Annotated in this window: 13 protein-coding genes; 10 read left to right on the top strand and 3 right to left on the bottom strand. The window is 63.9% G+C overall.

Annotated elements, in window-relative coordinates; all coding sequences use genetic code 11:
• Positions 1-128: 128 nt before the first annotated feature.
• The 6 genes from OU999_05190 (at position 129) to OU999_05165 (ending at position 6,841) form a co-directional block, all read left to right on the top strand.
• Positions 129-1,397: a heavy-metal-associated domain-containing protein gene (locus OU999_05190; GenBank protein WAC24586.1), complete on the top strand. Its 1,269-nt coding sequence runs from the start codon at positions 129-131 to the stop codon at positions 1,395-1,397.
• 2 nt (positions 1,398-1,399) lie between these two features.
• Positions 1,400-2,020 (top strand): DnaA/Hda family protein, encoded by a 621-nt coding sequence (locus OU999_05185; GenBank protein ID WAC24585.1) that lies wholly within the window; start codon positions 1,400-1,402, stop codon positions 2,018-2,020.
• Positions 2,001-4,166 (top strand): RNA degradosome polyphosphate kinase, encoded by a 2,166-nt coding sequence (locus OU999_05180; protein ID WAC25354.1) that lies wholly within the window; start codon positions 2,001-2,003, stop codon positions 4,164-4,166. Before OU999_05185 ends, OU999_05180 begins: the two co-directional genes overlap by 20 nt.
• A gap of 13 nt (positions 4,167-4,179) precedes the next feature.
• The gene (locus tag OU999_05175) at positions 4,180-5,667 is read left to right on the top strand and encodes a Ppx/GppA family phosphatase (GenBank protein ID WAC24584.1); all 1,488 of its coding nucleotides are present in this window, start codon (positions 4,180-4,182) and stop codon (positions 5,665-5,667) included.
• A 69-nt stretch (positions 5,668-5,736) separates the two neighbouring features.
• Positions 5,737-6,462, top strand: coding sequence for a serine O-acetyltransferase (locus OU999_05170; protein ID WAC24583.1), 726 nt, complete (start codon positions 5,737-5,739; stop codon positions 6,460-6,462).
• A gap of 31 nt (positions 6,463-6,493) precedes the next feature.
• Positions 6,494-6,841 carry a DUF2794 domain-containing protein gene (locus OU999_05165; GenBank protein WAC24582.1) on the top strand — a complete coding sequence of 116 codons (348 nt, stop codon included), beginning with the start codon at positions 6,494-6,496 and terminating at the stop codon, positions 6,839-6,841.
• Positions 6,842-6,860: 19 nt separating this feature from the next.
• On the opposite strand, the gene OU999_05160 is transcribed toward OU999_05165, so the two are convergent.
• The gene (locus OU999_05160) at positions 6,861-8,186 is read right to left on the bottom strand and encodes an MFS transporter (protein WAC24581.1); all 1,326 of its coding nucleotides are present in this window, start codon (positions 8,184-8,186) and stop codon (positions 6,861-6,863) included.
• Positions 8,187-8,349: 163 nt separating this feature from the next.
• Here OU999_05160 and pgsA point away from each other — a divergent pair, with 163 nt between their 5' ends.
• Entirely contained in the window at positions 8,350-8,901 is a 552-nt protein-coding gene (gene pgsA / locus OU999_05155; GenBank protein WAC24580.1) for a CDP-diacylglycerol--glycerol-3-phosphate 3-phosphatidyltransferase, read from the top strand.
• Between the two features lie 34 nt (positions 8,902-8,935).
• Here pgsA and OU999_05150 read toward each other — a convergent pair whose 3' ends face one another.
• Both OU999_05150 and rnd read right to left on the bottom strand, forming a co-directional pair.
• A complete protein-coding gene (locus OU999_05150; protein WAC24579.1) occupies positions 8,936-9,856 on the bottom strand; it encodes a hydrogen peroxide-inducible genes activator in 921 nt (306 codons plus the stop codon).
• Positions 9,853-11,070 carry a ribonuclease D gene (gene rnd, locus OU999_05145; GenBank protein WAC24578.1) on the bottom strand — a complete coding sequence of 406 codons (1,218 nt, stop codon included), beginning with the start codon at positions 11,068-11,070 and terminating at the stop codon, positions 9,853-9,855. Before rnd ends, OU999_05150 begins: the two co-directional genes overlap by 4 nt.
• 150 nt (positions 11,071-11,220) lie before the next feature.
• Here rnd and OU999_05140 point away from each other — a divergent pair, with 150 nt between their 5' ends.
• The 3 genes from OU999_05140 (at position 11,221) to aspS (ending at position 14,975) form a co-directional block, all read left to right on the top strand.
• Positions 11,221-11,550 carry a hypothetical protein gene (locus OU999_05140; GenBank protein ID WAC24577.1) on the top strand — a complete coding sequence of 110 codons (330 nt, stop codon included), beginning with the start codon at positions 11,221-11,223 and terminating at the stop codon, positions 11,548-11,550.
• On the top strand, positions 11,550-13,061 hold the full coding sequence (locus OU999_05135) for an FAD-binding oxidoreductase (GenBank protein ID WAC24576.1): 1,512 nt from the start codon (positions 11,550-11,552) through the stop codon (positions 13,059-13,061). Before OU999_05140 ends, OU999_05135 begins: the two co-directional genes overlap by 1 nt.
• A 132-nt stretch (positions 13,062-13,193) precedes the next feature.
• Positions 13,194-14,975, top strand: a complete 1,782-nt coding sequence (gene aspS / locus OU999_05130) for an aspartate--tRNA ligase (GenBank protein ID WAC24575.1) — start codon at positions 13,194-13,196, stop codon at positions 14,973-14,975.
• The last annotated feature ends 46 nt before the right edge of the window (positions 14,976-15,021 follow it).

Genomic DNA, 15,021 nt, shown 5'->3' with positions numbered 1-15,021 from the left:
CTGAGCGGTTAGCGACTTCTCGCTTGGATTTCCACGCCATTGTCGCCAAAAGAGCGGCCACGCCGCCACCGGAGACGGGCAGGGGGCCAGCAGCTCAATTTTGCGCGGTTGTTTGAAGCTAGGATACGTTGACCACCAGCCTCCCCTTGAAACGTCCGGCGCCGATTCTGTCCCGCGTCTGGATCGCCTTCGCCCTGTTCGCGCTGCTGCTTGGCGTGGGCGCGCTGGTCTATGCCCAGATCGAGGGCGATCGCGGCATTCCGCCCATTGCCAGCGGCGGCGATTTCGAAGTGAGCGGGGTCAAGGTCGATGGCTCGGGCAAGAACGCCGACGAGGCGCGCTCCAATGCTTGGCGCGATGCCCAGCGCAAGGGCTGGCAAAAGCTCTGGTCGCAGATGAACCGCTCGGGCGCAGCGCCCAAACTCAGCGATTCGGCGCTCGACGGCATTGTCTCCGCCATCGTGGTCGAAAACGAACAGATCGGCCCGCGCCGTTATATTGCTACACTAGGTGTATTGTTCGACCGCGCGCGCGCCGGTGAGCTTCTGGGTGTCAGCGGATCGATCCTGCGCTCCGCACCGATGCTGGTGGTACCCATCTATATCAGCGGCGGTTCTGCCCAGACCTTCGAGAATCGCACGCCCTGGCAGGCCGCCTGGGCGCGGTATCGGACCGCAGAAAGCATCGTCGATTACATCCGGCCTTATGGATCGGGCGCAGAATCGCTGCTCGTCAATGCCGCGCAGACCGGGCGGCGCAGCCGGACCTGGTGGCGCCTGATTCTCGACCAGTTCGGCGCGGCCGATGTTGTGGTTCCGGTGGTGCATATCGAGCGGCAATATCCCGGCGGGCCGATTACCGGGCGCTTTGCCGCGCGCTTCGGTCCGGACAGCCGCCTGCTGGGCAGCTTCACCTTGCGTGCCCGCAATAGCGACGGACTTGCCGCAATGCTCGATCAGGGCATCAGGCGGCTCGACCGCATCTATGCCGGTGCCGTCCGTTCCGGCGAGCTGAGGCCCGATTCGTCGCTGATCATCGAAAAGCCGGTCGAGATCGTCGAGGAGATGCTCGATGACACCGTGGCTGAAGACATGCCGGTGGAATCTGGTGGCCTGACCACCGGTGCGCAGATCATCTCCATCCAGTTCGACACGCCCGATGTCGCAGCGGTTCAGGCTGGCGAGCGGCTGGTCCGCAGCATTCCTGGCGTCACTTCGGCCAGCACCGCAAGCCTGGCGCTTGGCGGGACGTCGGTGATGCAGGTCAACGCGCAGATCGATATCGACGCGCTGCGCGGCGCGCTGGAGGCAAGGGGCTATCGTGTCCAGCAGGGGGCAGGGGTGCTGCGCATCTCGCGCGCTGCGGCCGCTGCGCCTGCGCCCGGCGGCGGGGGATAATCATGACGCGCCAGTTCGCTCTGCCCTTCGCGGCAGCCGGACCGGACGGTGACAGCGAATTTCTGGTCACCGCATCCAACCGCGCGGCTATCGACCGGCTGTTCGACTGGACCCGGCTTCCGTTCGGTGCAGCCGTCCTTGTCGGCCCGCCCGGATCGGGCAAGACCGTGATCGGCCGTGCCTTTGCCGGCGGCTCGGGCGGCGGGTTCATCGACAATGCCGCTGACGAAAGCGACGAGACCCTGTTCCACGCCTGGAACCGGGCGCAGACACAGGGCGTGCCCGTGCTGTTCGCAGCCAGCCGACCGCCGTCGCAATGGGGCATTGCGCTGCCCGATCTGCTCTCGCGTCTTGGAGCATCACTGCTGATCGAAATCCCGCCCCCGGACGAGGAGATGGCGGCGTTGCTGCTGCAGAAGCTGCTGGCGCGGGCAGGGCTGGCCTTTCCCGATTCGCTCGCCAGCTACGCCGCCGTGCGCATGGAGCGGTCCTACCCCGCCATTCACGCCCTGGCGCGCAGCATCGATGAGTTGGCGCTGGCAATGCAGCGCCCAATCGGCCAAAGACTGGTGCGCGAGGCACTGGCGACAATGGCAGGACATGATGGCGGCTCAACCGACTGAAATCGATGCAGTTTCTGCAAGCCAATCCGATTCGGAGCGACGCTATTTCAATCGCGAACTGAGCTGGCTCGGGTTCAACGACCGCGTTCTGGAAGAAGCGTGCAATCCCAAGCATCCTTTGCTCGAACGGCTACGATTCCTGTCGATTTCCGGCAACAATCTCGATGAATTCTTCATGGTTCGCGTCGCCGGACTGGTCGGCCAGGTTTCGGAGAATGTCGAGGAACGCTCTGCCGATGGGCGCACCCCGGTGCAGCAACTCGCCGCGATCGAGCGCGCAGTCGACCGGCTCAACGCGCAGCAGCAGCGGGTGTGGAGCGAGCTGCGCACCGAGCTGGCGGCCAGCGATGTCGTCGAGGCCAATGTCGAGGATCTGAGCCAGACCGACCGCGCCTGGCTGCGCGAGCATTTCGTGACGCAGATCTTCCCGGTGCTGACCCCGCAGGCATTGGACCCGGCGCATCCTTTCCCGTTCATTCCCAACAAGGGCCTCAGCCTCATTTTCGACCTCAAGCGGCGGTCTGATGGCAAGACGGTGCGCGAACTGGTGATGCTGCCCGCCACCATGCCCCGCTTCCTGCGCATTTCGGGCGATCAAGGGCGATATCTCGCGCTGGAGAAGATTGTCGTCGCGTTCGCCGACAAGCTGTTCCCTGGCTATGACGTGCGCGGATCAGGCCTGTTCCGCATCATCCGCGACAGCGATATCGAGGTGGAGGAAGAGGCCGAGGATCTGGTGCTCTATTTCCGCACCGCACTCAAGCGGCGGCGACGGGGCCAGGTGATCCGGCTCGAAACCTCGCGGCTGATGGACAAGGGGCTGGCGCAGCTGCTCGACGACAACCTGCTGCATGAAGGCGGCACCAAATCGTCGGACGATGGCTTTCTGGGCATTGGCGACCTGGCCGCCCTGGTCGACGAAGATCGGCCCGACCTGAAATTCCCGGCCTATACTCCGCGGTTTCCCGAACGAATTCGGGAGCATAACGGCGATTGTTTCGCAGCGATCCGAAGCAAGGACATCATCGTCCACCATCCGTATGAGAGCTTCGAGGTGGTGATCGCCTTTCTGAAACAGGCGGCGCAGGACCCCGATGTGGTGGCGATCAAGCAGACGCTGTACCGCGCGGGCAAGCAATCGGCGGTGATCAACGCGCTGATCGCGGCGGCAGAGGCTGGCAAGTCGGTGACCGCCGTGGTCGAGCTGAAGGCGCGCTTCGACGAGGAGCAGAACCTGCTCTGGGCCAGCGCGCTCGAACGGGCCGGCGTGCAGGTCGTCTACGGCTTTATCGAGTGGAAGACCCACGCCAAGATATCGATGGTCGTGCGGCGAGAGCCCGAGGGTTTTCGCACCTATTGCCATTTCGGAACCGGCAATTACCACCCGGTCACGGCGCGGATCTACACCGATTTGAGCTTCTTCACCGCTGATCCGCGTGCCGGACGCGATGCGGCGCAGCTGTTCAACTATATCACCGGCTATGTCGAGCCCGAGCAGCTCGAGCTGCTGTCGATGTCGCCACGCGACCTGCGACAGGAGCTGATCGCGCTGATCGACCATGAGATGGATCAGGCCCGCGCAGGCCGCACCGGTGCGATCTGGGCGAAGATGAATTCGCTTGTCGATCCGGCGATGATCGAAAAGCTCTATGCCGCCAGCAGTGCCGGGGTGCAGATCGAGCTGATTATCCGCGGCATATGCTGCCTACGGCCGGGCGTGCCCGGGCTGTCAGACAATATCCGCGTCAAGTCGGTGGTCGGGCGTTTTCTGGAACACAGCCGCATCTGGGCGTTCGGCAATGGCGATGCACTGCCCAATGACAAGGCGAAGGTGTTCATCAGCTCGGCTGACTGGATGCCGCGCAATTTCGACCGCCGCGTCGAATACATGCTGCCGATCGAGAATCCGACGGTGCACGACCAGGTGCTCGAACAGGTGATGGTGGCCAATCTGCTCGACAATGAACAGAGCTGGGAACTGGACGGCCAAGGGCGATACAGCCGGATAAAAGCGGCCGACAAGCCTTTCAATCTTCACCGTTATTTCATGACCAACCCGTCGCTTTCGGGTCGCGGCACAGCGCTGAAGAACAGCGAGGATGTGCCCAAGCTCAGCCTCCACCGCCGCACCGCGAAAGAGGATTGAACGGCCAAGGCCCATGAACTTCTTTGTCCGCAAGCAGAACCAGCCGGTTCACCTTTATCGCACCGCGATCATCGATATCGGATCGAACTCGGTACGTCTGGTGGTGTTTTCCGGCCCCCGGCGCAACCCTGCGCTGATCTTCAACGAGAAGGTGATGGCGGGCCTGGGGCGGTCGCTGGCAGAGACCGGCGCGATCGATGCACCGTCGATGGCGCGCGCGATCCAGGCGCTTGAACGCTTCCGCATTGTCGCGCGCGAGATGGACGTGGACGAAACCGTCTGCGTCGCCACGGCGGCGGTGCGCGATGCCAGCAATGGCGACGAATTCACCCGCAAGGTCGAGGCGCTGGGGCTGGATATCACCATCCTGTCGGGCGACGATGAAGCGCGGACCGCAGGCATGGGCGTGCTCTCGGCGATACCCGAAGCCGATGGCATTGTCGGCGATCTGGGCGGCGGCAGCCTGGACCTCGCGCTTATCGCCGGTGGCGAGGTGCTGGAAACCGCTACGCTGCCGCTCGGCGTGCTGCGCGCCGCGGCGATCCGGCGCGGCGATTCGGCGGCGCTGAGCCGCACGTTCAAGCAGATGGTGTCGGCTTACCCCTGGCTGGCCGCGCATCCGGGCAAGCCCTTCTATCTGGTCGGCGGGTCGTGGCGCGCGTTCGGTCGGCTCGACATGCATCTGACCGCCTATCCGCTCAAGGTGCTCCACCAGTATCAGATGGATGTCACGCGGCCCGAAAAGGTGCTCGCCGGGTTCCGCAGCATGGACAAGGATGCGCTGCGCCAGGCGACGGGGCTCGCGCCGTCGCGTATCGAGACTTTGCCCGATGCGATCGCGCTGTTGCGGATGATGCGCGACCATCTGCAGCCCAGCGCCTTTGTCATTTCGTCCTTCGGCCTGCGTGAAGGCCTGCTTTATGCGCGGATGGACGAGGACGTACGTCAGCGCGATCCGCTGCTGGTCGCGACCGATCGCTTTGGCCAGCTGCAGTCGCGCTTTGGCGAGGACGCCAGGCCCTTGTTCGACTGGATTGCACCGGTCTTTGCCGATGACCCGGTGGAATGGCAGCGCTGGCTGATGGCCGCCTGCCATCTGTCCGACGTCGCGTGGCAAGCCAGCCCCGATTTCCGGGCCGAGCGCGGGCTGGAGATCGCCCTGCACGGCAATTGGGTGGGGATCGACGTGGTCGGACGCTCGATGATCGGGCAGGCACTGTACACCAATTTCGGCGGCGGTCCGCGGCCTTTCCCGCTGGATCGGCATGTGGCATCCGAAGCGATGCTGAACCGCGCGATCGGTTGGGGGCTGGCCATGCGCCTGGCCCAGCGGCTTGCGGCAGGGACGCACGATGTGCTGCGCCGATCGCGGCTGCGACGCACCGCCGATACGCTCGAGCTGGTGCTGGAACCAGGGGAGCGGGCGCTGATGGGCGAGGTGGTCGAACGCCGCCACCGCCGCCTGGCACAGTTTCTGGGGCTGCGCGCTGCGGCAATCTGACCAGTCCTACTGGTAAAACCGCTGGCCAGGGTCTATTTAGACGCAAACACGGTTTCAAAGGGATGGCGCATGTTCAGCGCACTGAGCGAATATCTGGACTCGATCCGCGCGCGCGACCCTGCTCCGCGCTCGCGTTGGGAAATCCTGCTATACCCGGGCGTGCTGGCACTGGGCCTGCACCGCGTGGCGCACTGGCTGTTCAAGGGCGAACTGTATTTCCTGGCGCGCCTAGTCAACCATATCTCCCGCTTTCTCACCGCGATCGATATCCATCCCGGCGCAGAGATCGGTCGGTTCCTGTTCGTCGATCACGGCTTTGTCGTCATCGGCGAGACGGCGGTGATCGGCGATAATGTCACCATCTATCAGGGCGCAACGCTGGGCGGGCGCAACCCCACCGATGGCGTGGGCGGCAAGCGCCACCCCACGATCGAGGATGATGTCATCATCAGCCTGGGCGCGGCGATCCTGGGCCCGCTGACCGTCGGCAAGGGGGCGCGGATCGGTGCCAATGCCGTGGTCACCAAGGATGTCGCCGCCGGATCGGTCATGGTCGGCATTCCCGCGCGCCCCACTCCTGTCGATGCGGCGGAAAAGCAGCGCGGCTTCGTGCAATATGGCACGCCGTGCAGCCAGACGTTCGATCCGAACACCCAGAAGCTCGAGCTGCTCCAGTGCGAAATCCGCCAGATGCAGGAGCGGATTGCCCAGCTTATTGACGAGCGCGATGAAGCCCGACGCGCCGCCCGGCCCGCAGCGGTCGAGCCTGACCGTGACAGCGGGACCGCTGCCTGATGGTTTCGCTGCCATATGACGGGGTACCGGCTTGAGCGTCGGCAGCAACGTCTCGCTCTTTCCCGTGCCGGGCGCTCCCGGACAGGTTGCTTTTGACCGGGAAGAACTCAGCCGCATTCTCGATCTGTACGGCCGCATGGTCGCCGCCGGCCTGTGGCGCGATTATGCCATGGACCTCGGACGCGATGCGGCGGTCTTCTCGTGCTTCCGCCGTGCGACCGAGCGGCCCGAATATCGCATTGAAAAACGGCCTGCGCTGCGGCGCAAGCAGGGTCAATGGGCATTGGTGGGTGAAGGCGGCGCGGTGCTCAAGCGCGGGCATGAGCTTTCAGGGGTGCTCGCCCCGCTCGAGCGCAAGCTGGTCCGCGTCGTCGACTGATCCGGCGTCGCGCGCGCAGTCACATGTCGAATTCATGCTCGCCATGCGGCTCCAGGCTGGCCTTGTGCAGCAGCTGGCCCAGCCAGGCCGCAATCACGCACATCGCCGCGCTCAGCAGCAGCTGATAGATCACGTCGACGCCCGCGACGCTGAGGCCGATGGCGATCAGCGAGCCGATGACCATCGCGCCGGAATTGACGATATTGTTGGCTGCGATCGTGCGTGCCGCCTCGCTCTTGTGCACGGTCGTGGTTAGGAACGCATAGAGCGGCACCACGAACATGCCGCCAGCCACCGCAATGCCCAGCAGCGACAGCAGCAGCGGCACGGCCATCGGATGGGTCACGAACTCGCCGACGGTGAACAATGAGCCCGGCTCATCCGGTACCCATTGGCGGCAGACGAAGAAGAACGAGACAACGAAAAGCCCCATGACGATCACCGACATCGGCGAATAGCGCGCCGAGACGGTCCCCTTGAGCAGCGCATTGATCGCCACCGAGCCGATGGCTACGCCGACCGAGAAGACCACCAGGAACAGGCTGGCGACTTCCTTGCTGGCGGTCAGCACATTCTTGGCGAGCGGCGGGAACTGGATGAACAGCACCGCGCCGATGGTCCAGAAAAAGCTGATCGCGACAATCGCGAGGAATACACGCCGGACCCGGGTCGTGGCCTTGATCAGCGCAATCGAGGCGCGGATGAAATTATAGTCGAGCTTGGTGGGTTCGATCATCGGCGGGGCTGACGGAACCTGCCGTCCAGTGACATAGCCGATCCCTGCCGTGACGACGACAGCGATGCCCGCCACTTCGACCGGGATCCAGCCCGCCAGGATGGTGCCGAGCAGGATGGCGATATAGGTCCCCGCCTCGACCAGCCCGGTACCGCCCAGCACCTCGTCATCCTTCAGATGCTGCGGCAGGATGGCGTATTTGATCGGGCCGAAAAAGGTCGAATGGATGCCCATGGCGAATAGCGCCAGCATCATCAGCGGAATCGCGACAGTGTGCACGGCAGCGCCAGCCCAGGCCATGTAGAGCCCGGTCCCGCCGATCAGCATGATGATGATCTCGCAGAATTTGACGATGCGGATGATCGCGGCCTTGTCGCGCGTATCGGCCAGCTGCCCGGCCAGCGCGGACAGCAGGAAGAACGGCAGGATGAACACTGCCGTGGCAATCGCGCTGAACCAGGTTTCCGCCGTCTCGTCATTATAGACGCTGTAGACGACGAACAGCACCATCGCGTTCTTGTACAGATTGTCGTTGAACGCCCCGAGCAACTGGGTCACGAACAGGGGAAGAAAGCGCCTCTTGTTCAAAAGCGCGCCAGCTGAAGCCATGCTGCAAGTTCCTCGGTGGTTTTCCCGCCAGCCCTGTGCCAGCGCACCGCCGGTTTCGGCAGCGATCCGTCGGCGACAGGTGCTGGCCGTCGTATCGGGTTGGAAGCCCAACCGGTCAAGCCATTTCCATTGACGACGAATGCGGTTATGAGGCGGGCAGCTTATGCTCACCGTGCCCAACATACTGACGCTTTCGCGGATCGTGACCGTGCCCTTGCTGGCTGCCCTGTTGTGGTGGCCGGAATGGGCCACCGGCTATTTGCTGGGCTTTGTGGTCTATTGCCTGATGGGCATCACCGATTATTTCGACGGTTATCTGGCGCGCGCGCAGGGCGCGGTGTCGAAACTCGGCATCTTTTTGGATCCGATTGCCGACAAGATCATGGTCGCTGCGGTCATCCTGATTCTGTGCGCCAACGGCAATATCCACGGCCTGCACGTCATCGCCGCGCTGATCATCCTGCTGCGCGAGATTACCGTATCGGGCCTGCGCGAGTTTCTTGCCGGGCTGCAGGTGTCGGTGCCTGTATCGCAGCTGGCCAAATGGAAGACCACGCTGCAGCTGCTGGCGCTCGGCACGCTGATCTTTTCGGGCGGCTTTCCCGATCAGGTCTGGATGGAGCAGCTGGGCCTTGCCGCACTATGGACGGCAGCGCTGCTGACATTGGTCACGGGCTGGGATTATCTGCGCGTCGGAATCAAGCACATGGATTGAGCGCGGCTGCGCGGGCGAAGGGAGCGATTCCCCGTCAGCCTGCGCATTTGCCTTCGGCATGGCCGCGGCGCAGGATGTCTGCGAGCATGCGGAATTCCTCTGCTCGCGGGCTGTTGCGCCGCCAGATGATGGCGATATCGCGCGAGGCGTGGTCGGCCAGCAGCGGGCGCGCCACGACATCGGTATTGTTCAATATGCCCGCATCGATCGCGATCTGCGGCAGCAGCGTCAACCCCAGCCGGTTGTCGACCATCTGGACCAGCGTGTGGAGCGAGGTGCCGAACATCATCGCGCTGGCGCGCAGTTCGGGCCGGTTGCAGGCGGCGAGCGCATGGTCTTTGAGGCAATGGCCGTCCTCGAGCAGCAGCAACCGCGATTCGTCGATCAGCTCGGGCGCGACCTTTTCCGGCGGATCGCGCGGATCGTCCTTTGGAAAGGCGACATACAGCGCATCGCTGAACAGGATTTCATGCTCCACATCGCCTGCCGGAAAGGGCAGCGCAAGCAGCACGCAATCGACCTGGCCATGATGCAGCGATTCGACTGCAGCACCGCTGACCTCTTCGCGCAGGAACAGCTTGAGCTCGGGCTGTTCGCGCCGGAGGCCCGGCAACAGCCGCGGCAGCAGGAATGGGGCGATGGTCGGGATGACGCTCATCCGCAAGTCGCCGGACAGGGGCTTGCCCGAAGAGCGGACCAGATCGGCGAGCTCTTCGGCCTCGCGCAGGATGCGGTGGGCCTTGGCAACGACCTTGTTGCCGAGCGGCGTGAACCGCACCACGCGTCGCGTGCGTTCGACCAGCACCACGCCCAACAGCGTCTCCAGCTCGCGCAGGCCCGCCGAGAGTGTCGACTGGGTCACGAAGCACGCATCGGCAGCCTTGCCGAAATGCCCATGCTCCTCCAGCGCGACCAGATATTGCAGCTGCTTGAGCGTGGGCAGATAGGATGTCATGGCTGCTCCGCCAGCGCTGCGATGACCAGTTCGTCAGACTCGGCAACCAGTTCGGTGCGGGTCATCTTGATGCGGCCATCGGCAATGGCAAAGGCCATGCGGCCTTCGACCAGCGCCAGCGCATCGCGGCCAAACTGTTCGAAGCGCCAGCCTTCCAGGATCGGCAGTCCCTTGCGGACACCTGCGGCCAGGGCTTCCAGATCATCGCTGCGCGCCAGCAGCCGGGCGGCGACGTCGATCTCGCGCGAGCGAATCTTGAGCAGCAGCTTGAGCAGGTCAGCGACGAGCGCGCCTTCCTTTCCCAGCGCCGGACCACGCGGGCTCTTGGGCGGCATTTCCGCCGCAGAGAGCGGGCGCGCCGCAAACAGCGCGTCCATCATCCGTGCACCGATGTCATTTTCGCGCCAGGCCGCCGAAAGTCCGCGCACCTTGCCAAGATCGGACTGGGTCGAAGGCGGATGCGCGGCAATATCGGCCAGCGTCTCGTCCTTCATGATGCGGCCGCGCGGCAGGTTCTTGTCCTGCGCTTCGGTCTCGCGCCACCAGGCCAGTGCCCGCATGCGCCCCAGGATCTGCGCGCTGCGGCCCGGCGGGCGGATGCGCTGCCACAGGGTGTCGGGATCGGGCTTGTACTGGCGCGGATCGCCGAGCTTTTCCATCTCGATGTCCAGCCATGCGCCGCGTCCGGTGCGGCGCAGCTTGTCAAGCATCTTGGGGAAGATCTTGGCCAGATGCGTGACATCGCCGATCGCATAATCGATCTGGCGGGCTTCCAGTGGCCTGCGCGACCAGTCGGTGAAACGCGCGCCCTTGTCGACCGTCAGCCCCAGCCAGCTTTCGACGAGATTGGCGTAGCCGATCTGTTCGGCCTGGCCGAGCGCCATTGCCGCGACCTGCGTGTCGAACAGCGGGGAAGGGGTCTTGCCGGTGAGGTTGAAGATGATCTCGATATCCTGCGGCCCGGCATGGAAGACCTTCAGCACATCATGATTTTCGGTGAGCAGGTCGAGCAGCGGGCCAAGGTCGATACCGGGGGCCTTGGGGTCGATCGCTGCGGCCTCTTCCAGATTGCCGATCTGCACCAGGCACAGTTCCGGCCAATAGGTGTTTTCGCGCATGAACTCGGTATCGACCGCGACAAAGTCTGATTGCGCCAAGCGTTCGCACAGGCGCTCGAGGGAATCGGTGTCGGTTATCAACGGATGGATTTTCATGGGCAACCTATACAGCCTGTGCCGGGCGTCGCAAACCATCGCGCTGCGGACGAATTAATCGGTATCGGATAAAATAACACATTGGTGTCTTTGAGAATCAATATCCCCTCCGCTATGTAACGTTCAGTTACGTATCGACTGGGGGCAAGCATGCTGGTGTATCATATTGTCATCGTTGTTCTGGCCTTGGCCCTGTTTGGGCAATTGCTCGCACAGGGTGGTGATGCCTTTCTGGTTCTGGAAAATTCCCGGCCCGTCGGGGGTGACCGTGAGGTGCTGACAATATTGGGTTGGGGCTTTGCCACCCGGGCAGGGCGCAGCGCCTGCATCCGTGACCTGACCGGCTGCGGCATCAACGACATGCGTTTTTCGATGGGCCTTGGTCAGATCCTGCTGTCGCTGGTGACGCTGGGTTTTGTGCGCCGGGTGAACATTGATTACCGGCTGCATGCAGGCAACAGCCCGGTGGGGGGCGCGTAATGCCCGCACCCCTGCATCACGGCCCGCGACATTGGGTCAACTACCATGGCACCGAATCGGCCGATCTGGGCGACCTGATCGAGCTGTGCAACAGCCGGGAATCGGGCGGGCGCGCGGTGCTGCGCGAGGTGGCGGACGATGTGCTGTCGCTGCTCCGCAAGGCATCGGCTGAAGGCGCGCGGGTGCGCCCGCTGGGGGCAGGCTGGTCGCCCTCGCCGATCGCGATCGCGCAAGGCGGGTGGCTGGTCGAAACGCGGCGGATCAACCGCTGTTTCGGGCTGGATGCCGATGATGTCGCGCCCGGCACCGATCCGTCGCGGCTGATGCTGGTCCAGGCGGGGGCGACCGTCGACGAGGTCAATGATTGCGCCGAAGAACTGGGGCTGAGCCTGCGGACCGGCGGTGCCAGCAACGGCCAGACCTGGGCAGGTGCGTGCGCCACCGGAACGCATGGCAGCGTGCTTGGCGCAGGCGGCATTCAGGATCATGTCCGTGCGCTGCAGGTGGTCACACCTTCGGGCGTGTTCTGGGTCGAGCCGCATCAGCCGGTCATGTCGCCCGCCTTTGTTGCACAGACCGGCAGCACGATCTTCCGCGACGACGACGTGTTTGCGGCCTGTCTGGTCGCCGTCGGCGCGATGGGGTTCGTTACCGCGATGGTGATCGAATGCGTGCCGCTGTTCATGGTGCGCAATATCCAGAAGCGCGCGCGGATCACGCGCGACGATATCGCATCGCTCTCCAGGGGCGATTTTGGCGCATTCTCGCAGCGTTACGCGCTGGATGAGCCGCCGCATTTCCTGCAGGTCATCCTCAACCCGTTCGCGCCGTTCAGCAAGGATGCGCTGCTGCGGCTGCTGTATTTGCGCGATTTCGACTCCGCGATTCCTCCGCCGCCCAGGCCGCTGACCGGTGCGGGCTATGATGCGCTGACGCTGATCGGCAAGGCGATGGCGGGCGTTGACCTTTTTCGCGCCGACATCCTGCAGCTGGCGATGCGCGCCGGCTATGCGGTGCAGCGCGACATCGACGATCCTGAAGCCATTGCGACCTGGGGCAACACCACCGAGCCGCACAACCCGATCGCCAATCTGTTCAACGGATCGGTCACCTTGCAGCGGTCTGATCTCGACCGGGCGTTCGATCCTTTGATCGATGCGTTCCTGAGCGGTGGCGGCGGCACGGTGGTCACGTTGCGCTTCATGAAGCGCGCCGCAGGGCTGCTGGCACCCGCGCGCTTTGCCGACAATGTGGTGATCGACTTCGATGGGCCGCGCAGCGATGTCAGCCATCGCAGTTATCGCGCCGTTGTGGCGCGTCTGGACGCGATGGGAATCCGCTTCACCCGCCACTGGGGCAAGACCAACGATCTGGACGCGGCCCGGGTCGCCAGCGATTATGGCGATGATTATCGCCGCTTTCGCATCGCGCAGCGCCGGCTGCTGGCCGATCCAGCCGATATCGCGGTGTTCCGCAGCGATCCGCTGGTGCATCTGGGGTTGATTGACTGACGCGCCGGTGTCACCGCCAACGCTCAAAGCTTGACAAAAGCCCGGCGGCACTGTGTTAGCCGCGCTATCGGCTGGCCTTGCATTCCCGCAGGTTCGCAGCCCCCATTGTCACGATCAGGATCGACGGTTTTCATGCACGCATATCGCACCCATAGCTGCACCGCGCTTCGCGCTTCCGATGTTGGCCAGCAGGTTCGCCTGTCGGGCTGGATCCACCGCAAGCGCGACCATGGCAACCTGCTGTTCATCGACCTGCGCGATCATTACGGGCTGACCCAGATCGTCACCGATTCCGACAGCCCGGCCTTTGCCGCGCTGGAGCGGCTGCGCGTCGAAAGCGTGGTCACGGTTACCGGTACCGTCGTCGCGCGCTCGGCCGAGACGGTGAACGCCAATCTGCCAACCGGCGAGATCGAGGTCCGCGCTGCCGATGTCGTCATCCAGTCCGCCGCCGAAGAGCTGCCGATGCCGGTCGCGGGTGAGCAGGAATATCCTGAAGACATCCGCTTGCGCTACCGCTTCCTCGACCTGCGCCGCGAACGCCTGCACCGCAACATCATGCTGCGCTCGCAGGTCATCGCCTCGCTGCGCCGCCGGATGGTGGAACAGGGCTTTACCGAGTTCCAGACGCCGATCCTGACCGCATCCTCGCCCGAAGGCGCGCGCGACTATCTGGTCCCCAGCCGCGTGCATCCCGGCAAGTTCTATGCGCTGCCCCAGGCACCGCAGATGTTCAAGCAGCTGCTGATGGTTGCGGGCTTCGACCGCTATTTCCAGATCGCACCCTGCTTCCGCGACGAAGACGCGCGCGCCGACCGCAGCCCTGGCGAATTCTACCAGCTCGACCTCGAGATGAGCTTCGTGACGCAGGACGACGTGTTCGCAGCGCTAGAGCCGGTGCTGGCGGGTGTGTTCGAGGAGTTCTCGGGCGGCAAGCACGTGACCCCGGCGGGCACCTTCCCGCGCATTCCGTATCGCGAATCCATGCTGAAATATGGTTCGGACAAGCCGGATCTGCGCAACCCGCTGGTGATCAGCGACGTCACTGATCATTTCATCGGATCGGGCTTTGGCCTGTTCGACAAGATCGTCGGCAGCGGCGGCAAGGTCCGCGCGATCCCGGCTCCGGGCGCGGGCGCGATGAGCCGCAAGTTCTTCGACGACATGAACGACTGGGCGCGCAGCGAAGGCCATGCGGGCCTGGGCTATATCAACATCAAGGATGGCGTGCCCGGTGGCCCGATCGCCAAGAACCATGGCGAGGAAGGCACCGCCAAGCTGATCGCCGAACTCGGCCTCGGCCCCAATGACGGCGTGTTCTTCGCCGCCGGCAAGGAGCTTCAGGCCGCCAAGCTGGCAGGCGCGGCGCGCACCCGGGTGGGTGAGCAGCTGAACCTGATCGAGCAGGGCGTGTACAAGTTCTGCTGGATCGTCGACTTCCCGATGTTCGAATATGACGAGGACGCCAAGAAGGTCGATTTCAGCCACAACCCCTTCTCGATGCCGCAGGGCGAGATGGAAGCACTGGAAACGATGGACCCGCTCGACATTCTGGCCTGGCAGTATGACATCGTCTGCAACGGCGTCGAGCTGTCCTCGGGCGCGATCCGGAACCATCGTCCAGACATCATGTACAAGGCGTTCGAGATCGCCGGTTACACCAAGGAAGATGTCGAGAAGAACTTCTCCGGCATGCTCAACGCGTTCAAGTTCGGCGCGCCGCCGCATGGTGGCTCTGCACCAGGTGTCGACCGCATGGTCATGCTGCTGGCCGATGAGCCCAATATTCGCGAGGTCGTGCTGTTCCCGATGAACCAGAAGGCCGAAGACCTGATGATGGGCGCGCCTTCGCCGGTGAACCTCAAGCAGCTGCGTGAACTCAACATCCGCATTGTCGAGCCCCAGAAGGGCTGACGCAGGGCTGATTGCGAAAACTGTGATACTGCGATGGTCATGAAGA

It is taken from the genome of Blastomonas sp. SL216 (assembly GCA_026625625.1).
Lineage (GTDB): Bacteria > Pseudomonadota > Alphaproteobacteria > Sphingomonadales > Sphingomonadaceae > Blastomonas.
Note: the sequence above shows the minus strand (reverse complement) of the source record. Positions and strands in the feature narration are given on the sequence as shown.

What these genes read in the sequence shown, in the direction of transcription:
- rnd (WAC24578.1), bottom strand. Translation starts at nt 11,070, where the DNA reads ATGAAAATCCATCCGTTGATAACCGACACCGATTCCCTCGAGCGCCTG.
- OU999_05180 (WAC25354.1), top strand. Translation starts at nt 2,001, where the DNA reads ATGGCGGCTCAACCGACTGAAATCGATGCAGTTTCTGCAAGCCAATCC.
- OU999_05150 (WAC24579.1), bottom strand. Translation starts at nt 9,856, where the DNA reads ATGACATCCTATCTGCCCACGCTCAAGCAGCTGCAATATCTGGTCGCG.
- OU999_05170 (WAC24583.1), top strand. Translation starts at nt 5,737, where the DNA reads ATGTTCAGCGCACTGAGCGAATATCTGGACTCGATCCGCGCGCGCGAC.
- OU999_05175 (WAC24584.1), top strand. Translation starts at nt 4,180, where the DNA reads ATGAACTTCTTTGTCCGCAAGCAGAACCAGCCGGTTCACCTTTATCGC.
- aspS (WAC24575.1), top strand. Translation starts at nt 13,194, where the DNA reads ATGCACGCATATCGCACCCATAGCTGCACCGCGCTTCGCGCTTCCGAT.
- pgsA (WAC24580.1), top strand. Translation starts at nt 8,350, where the DNA reads ATGCTCACCGTGCCCAACATACTGACGCTTTCGCGGATCGTGACCGTG.
- OU999_05185 (WAC24585.1), top strand. Translation starts at nt 1,400, where the DNA reads ATGACGCGCCAGTTCGCTCTGCCCTTCGCGGCAGCCGGACCGGACGGT.
- OU999_05140 (WAC24577.1), top strand. Translation starts at nt 11,221, where the DNA reads ATGCTGGTGTATCATATTGTCATCGTTGTTCTGGCCTTGGCCCTGTTT.
- OU999_05160 (WAC24581.1), bottom strand. Translation starts at nt 8,186, where the DNA reads ATGGCTTCAGCTGGCGCGCTTTTGAACAAGAGGCGCTTTCTTCCCCTG.
- OU999_05135 (WAC24576.1), top strand. Translation starts at nt 11,550, where the DNA reads ATGCCCGCACCCCTGCATCACGGCCCGCGACATTGGGTCAACTACCAT.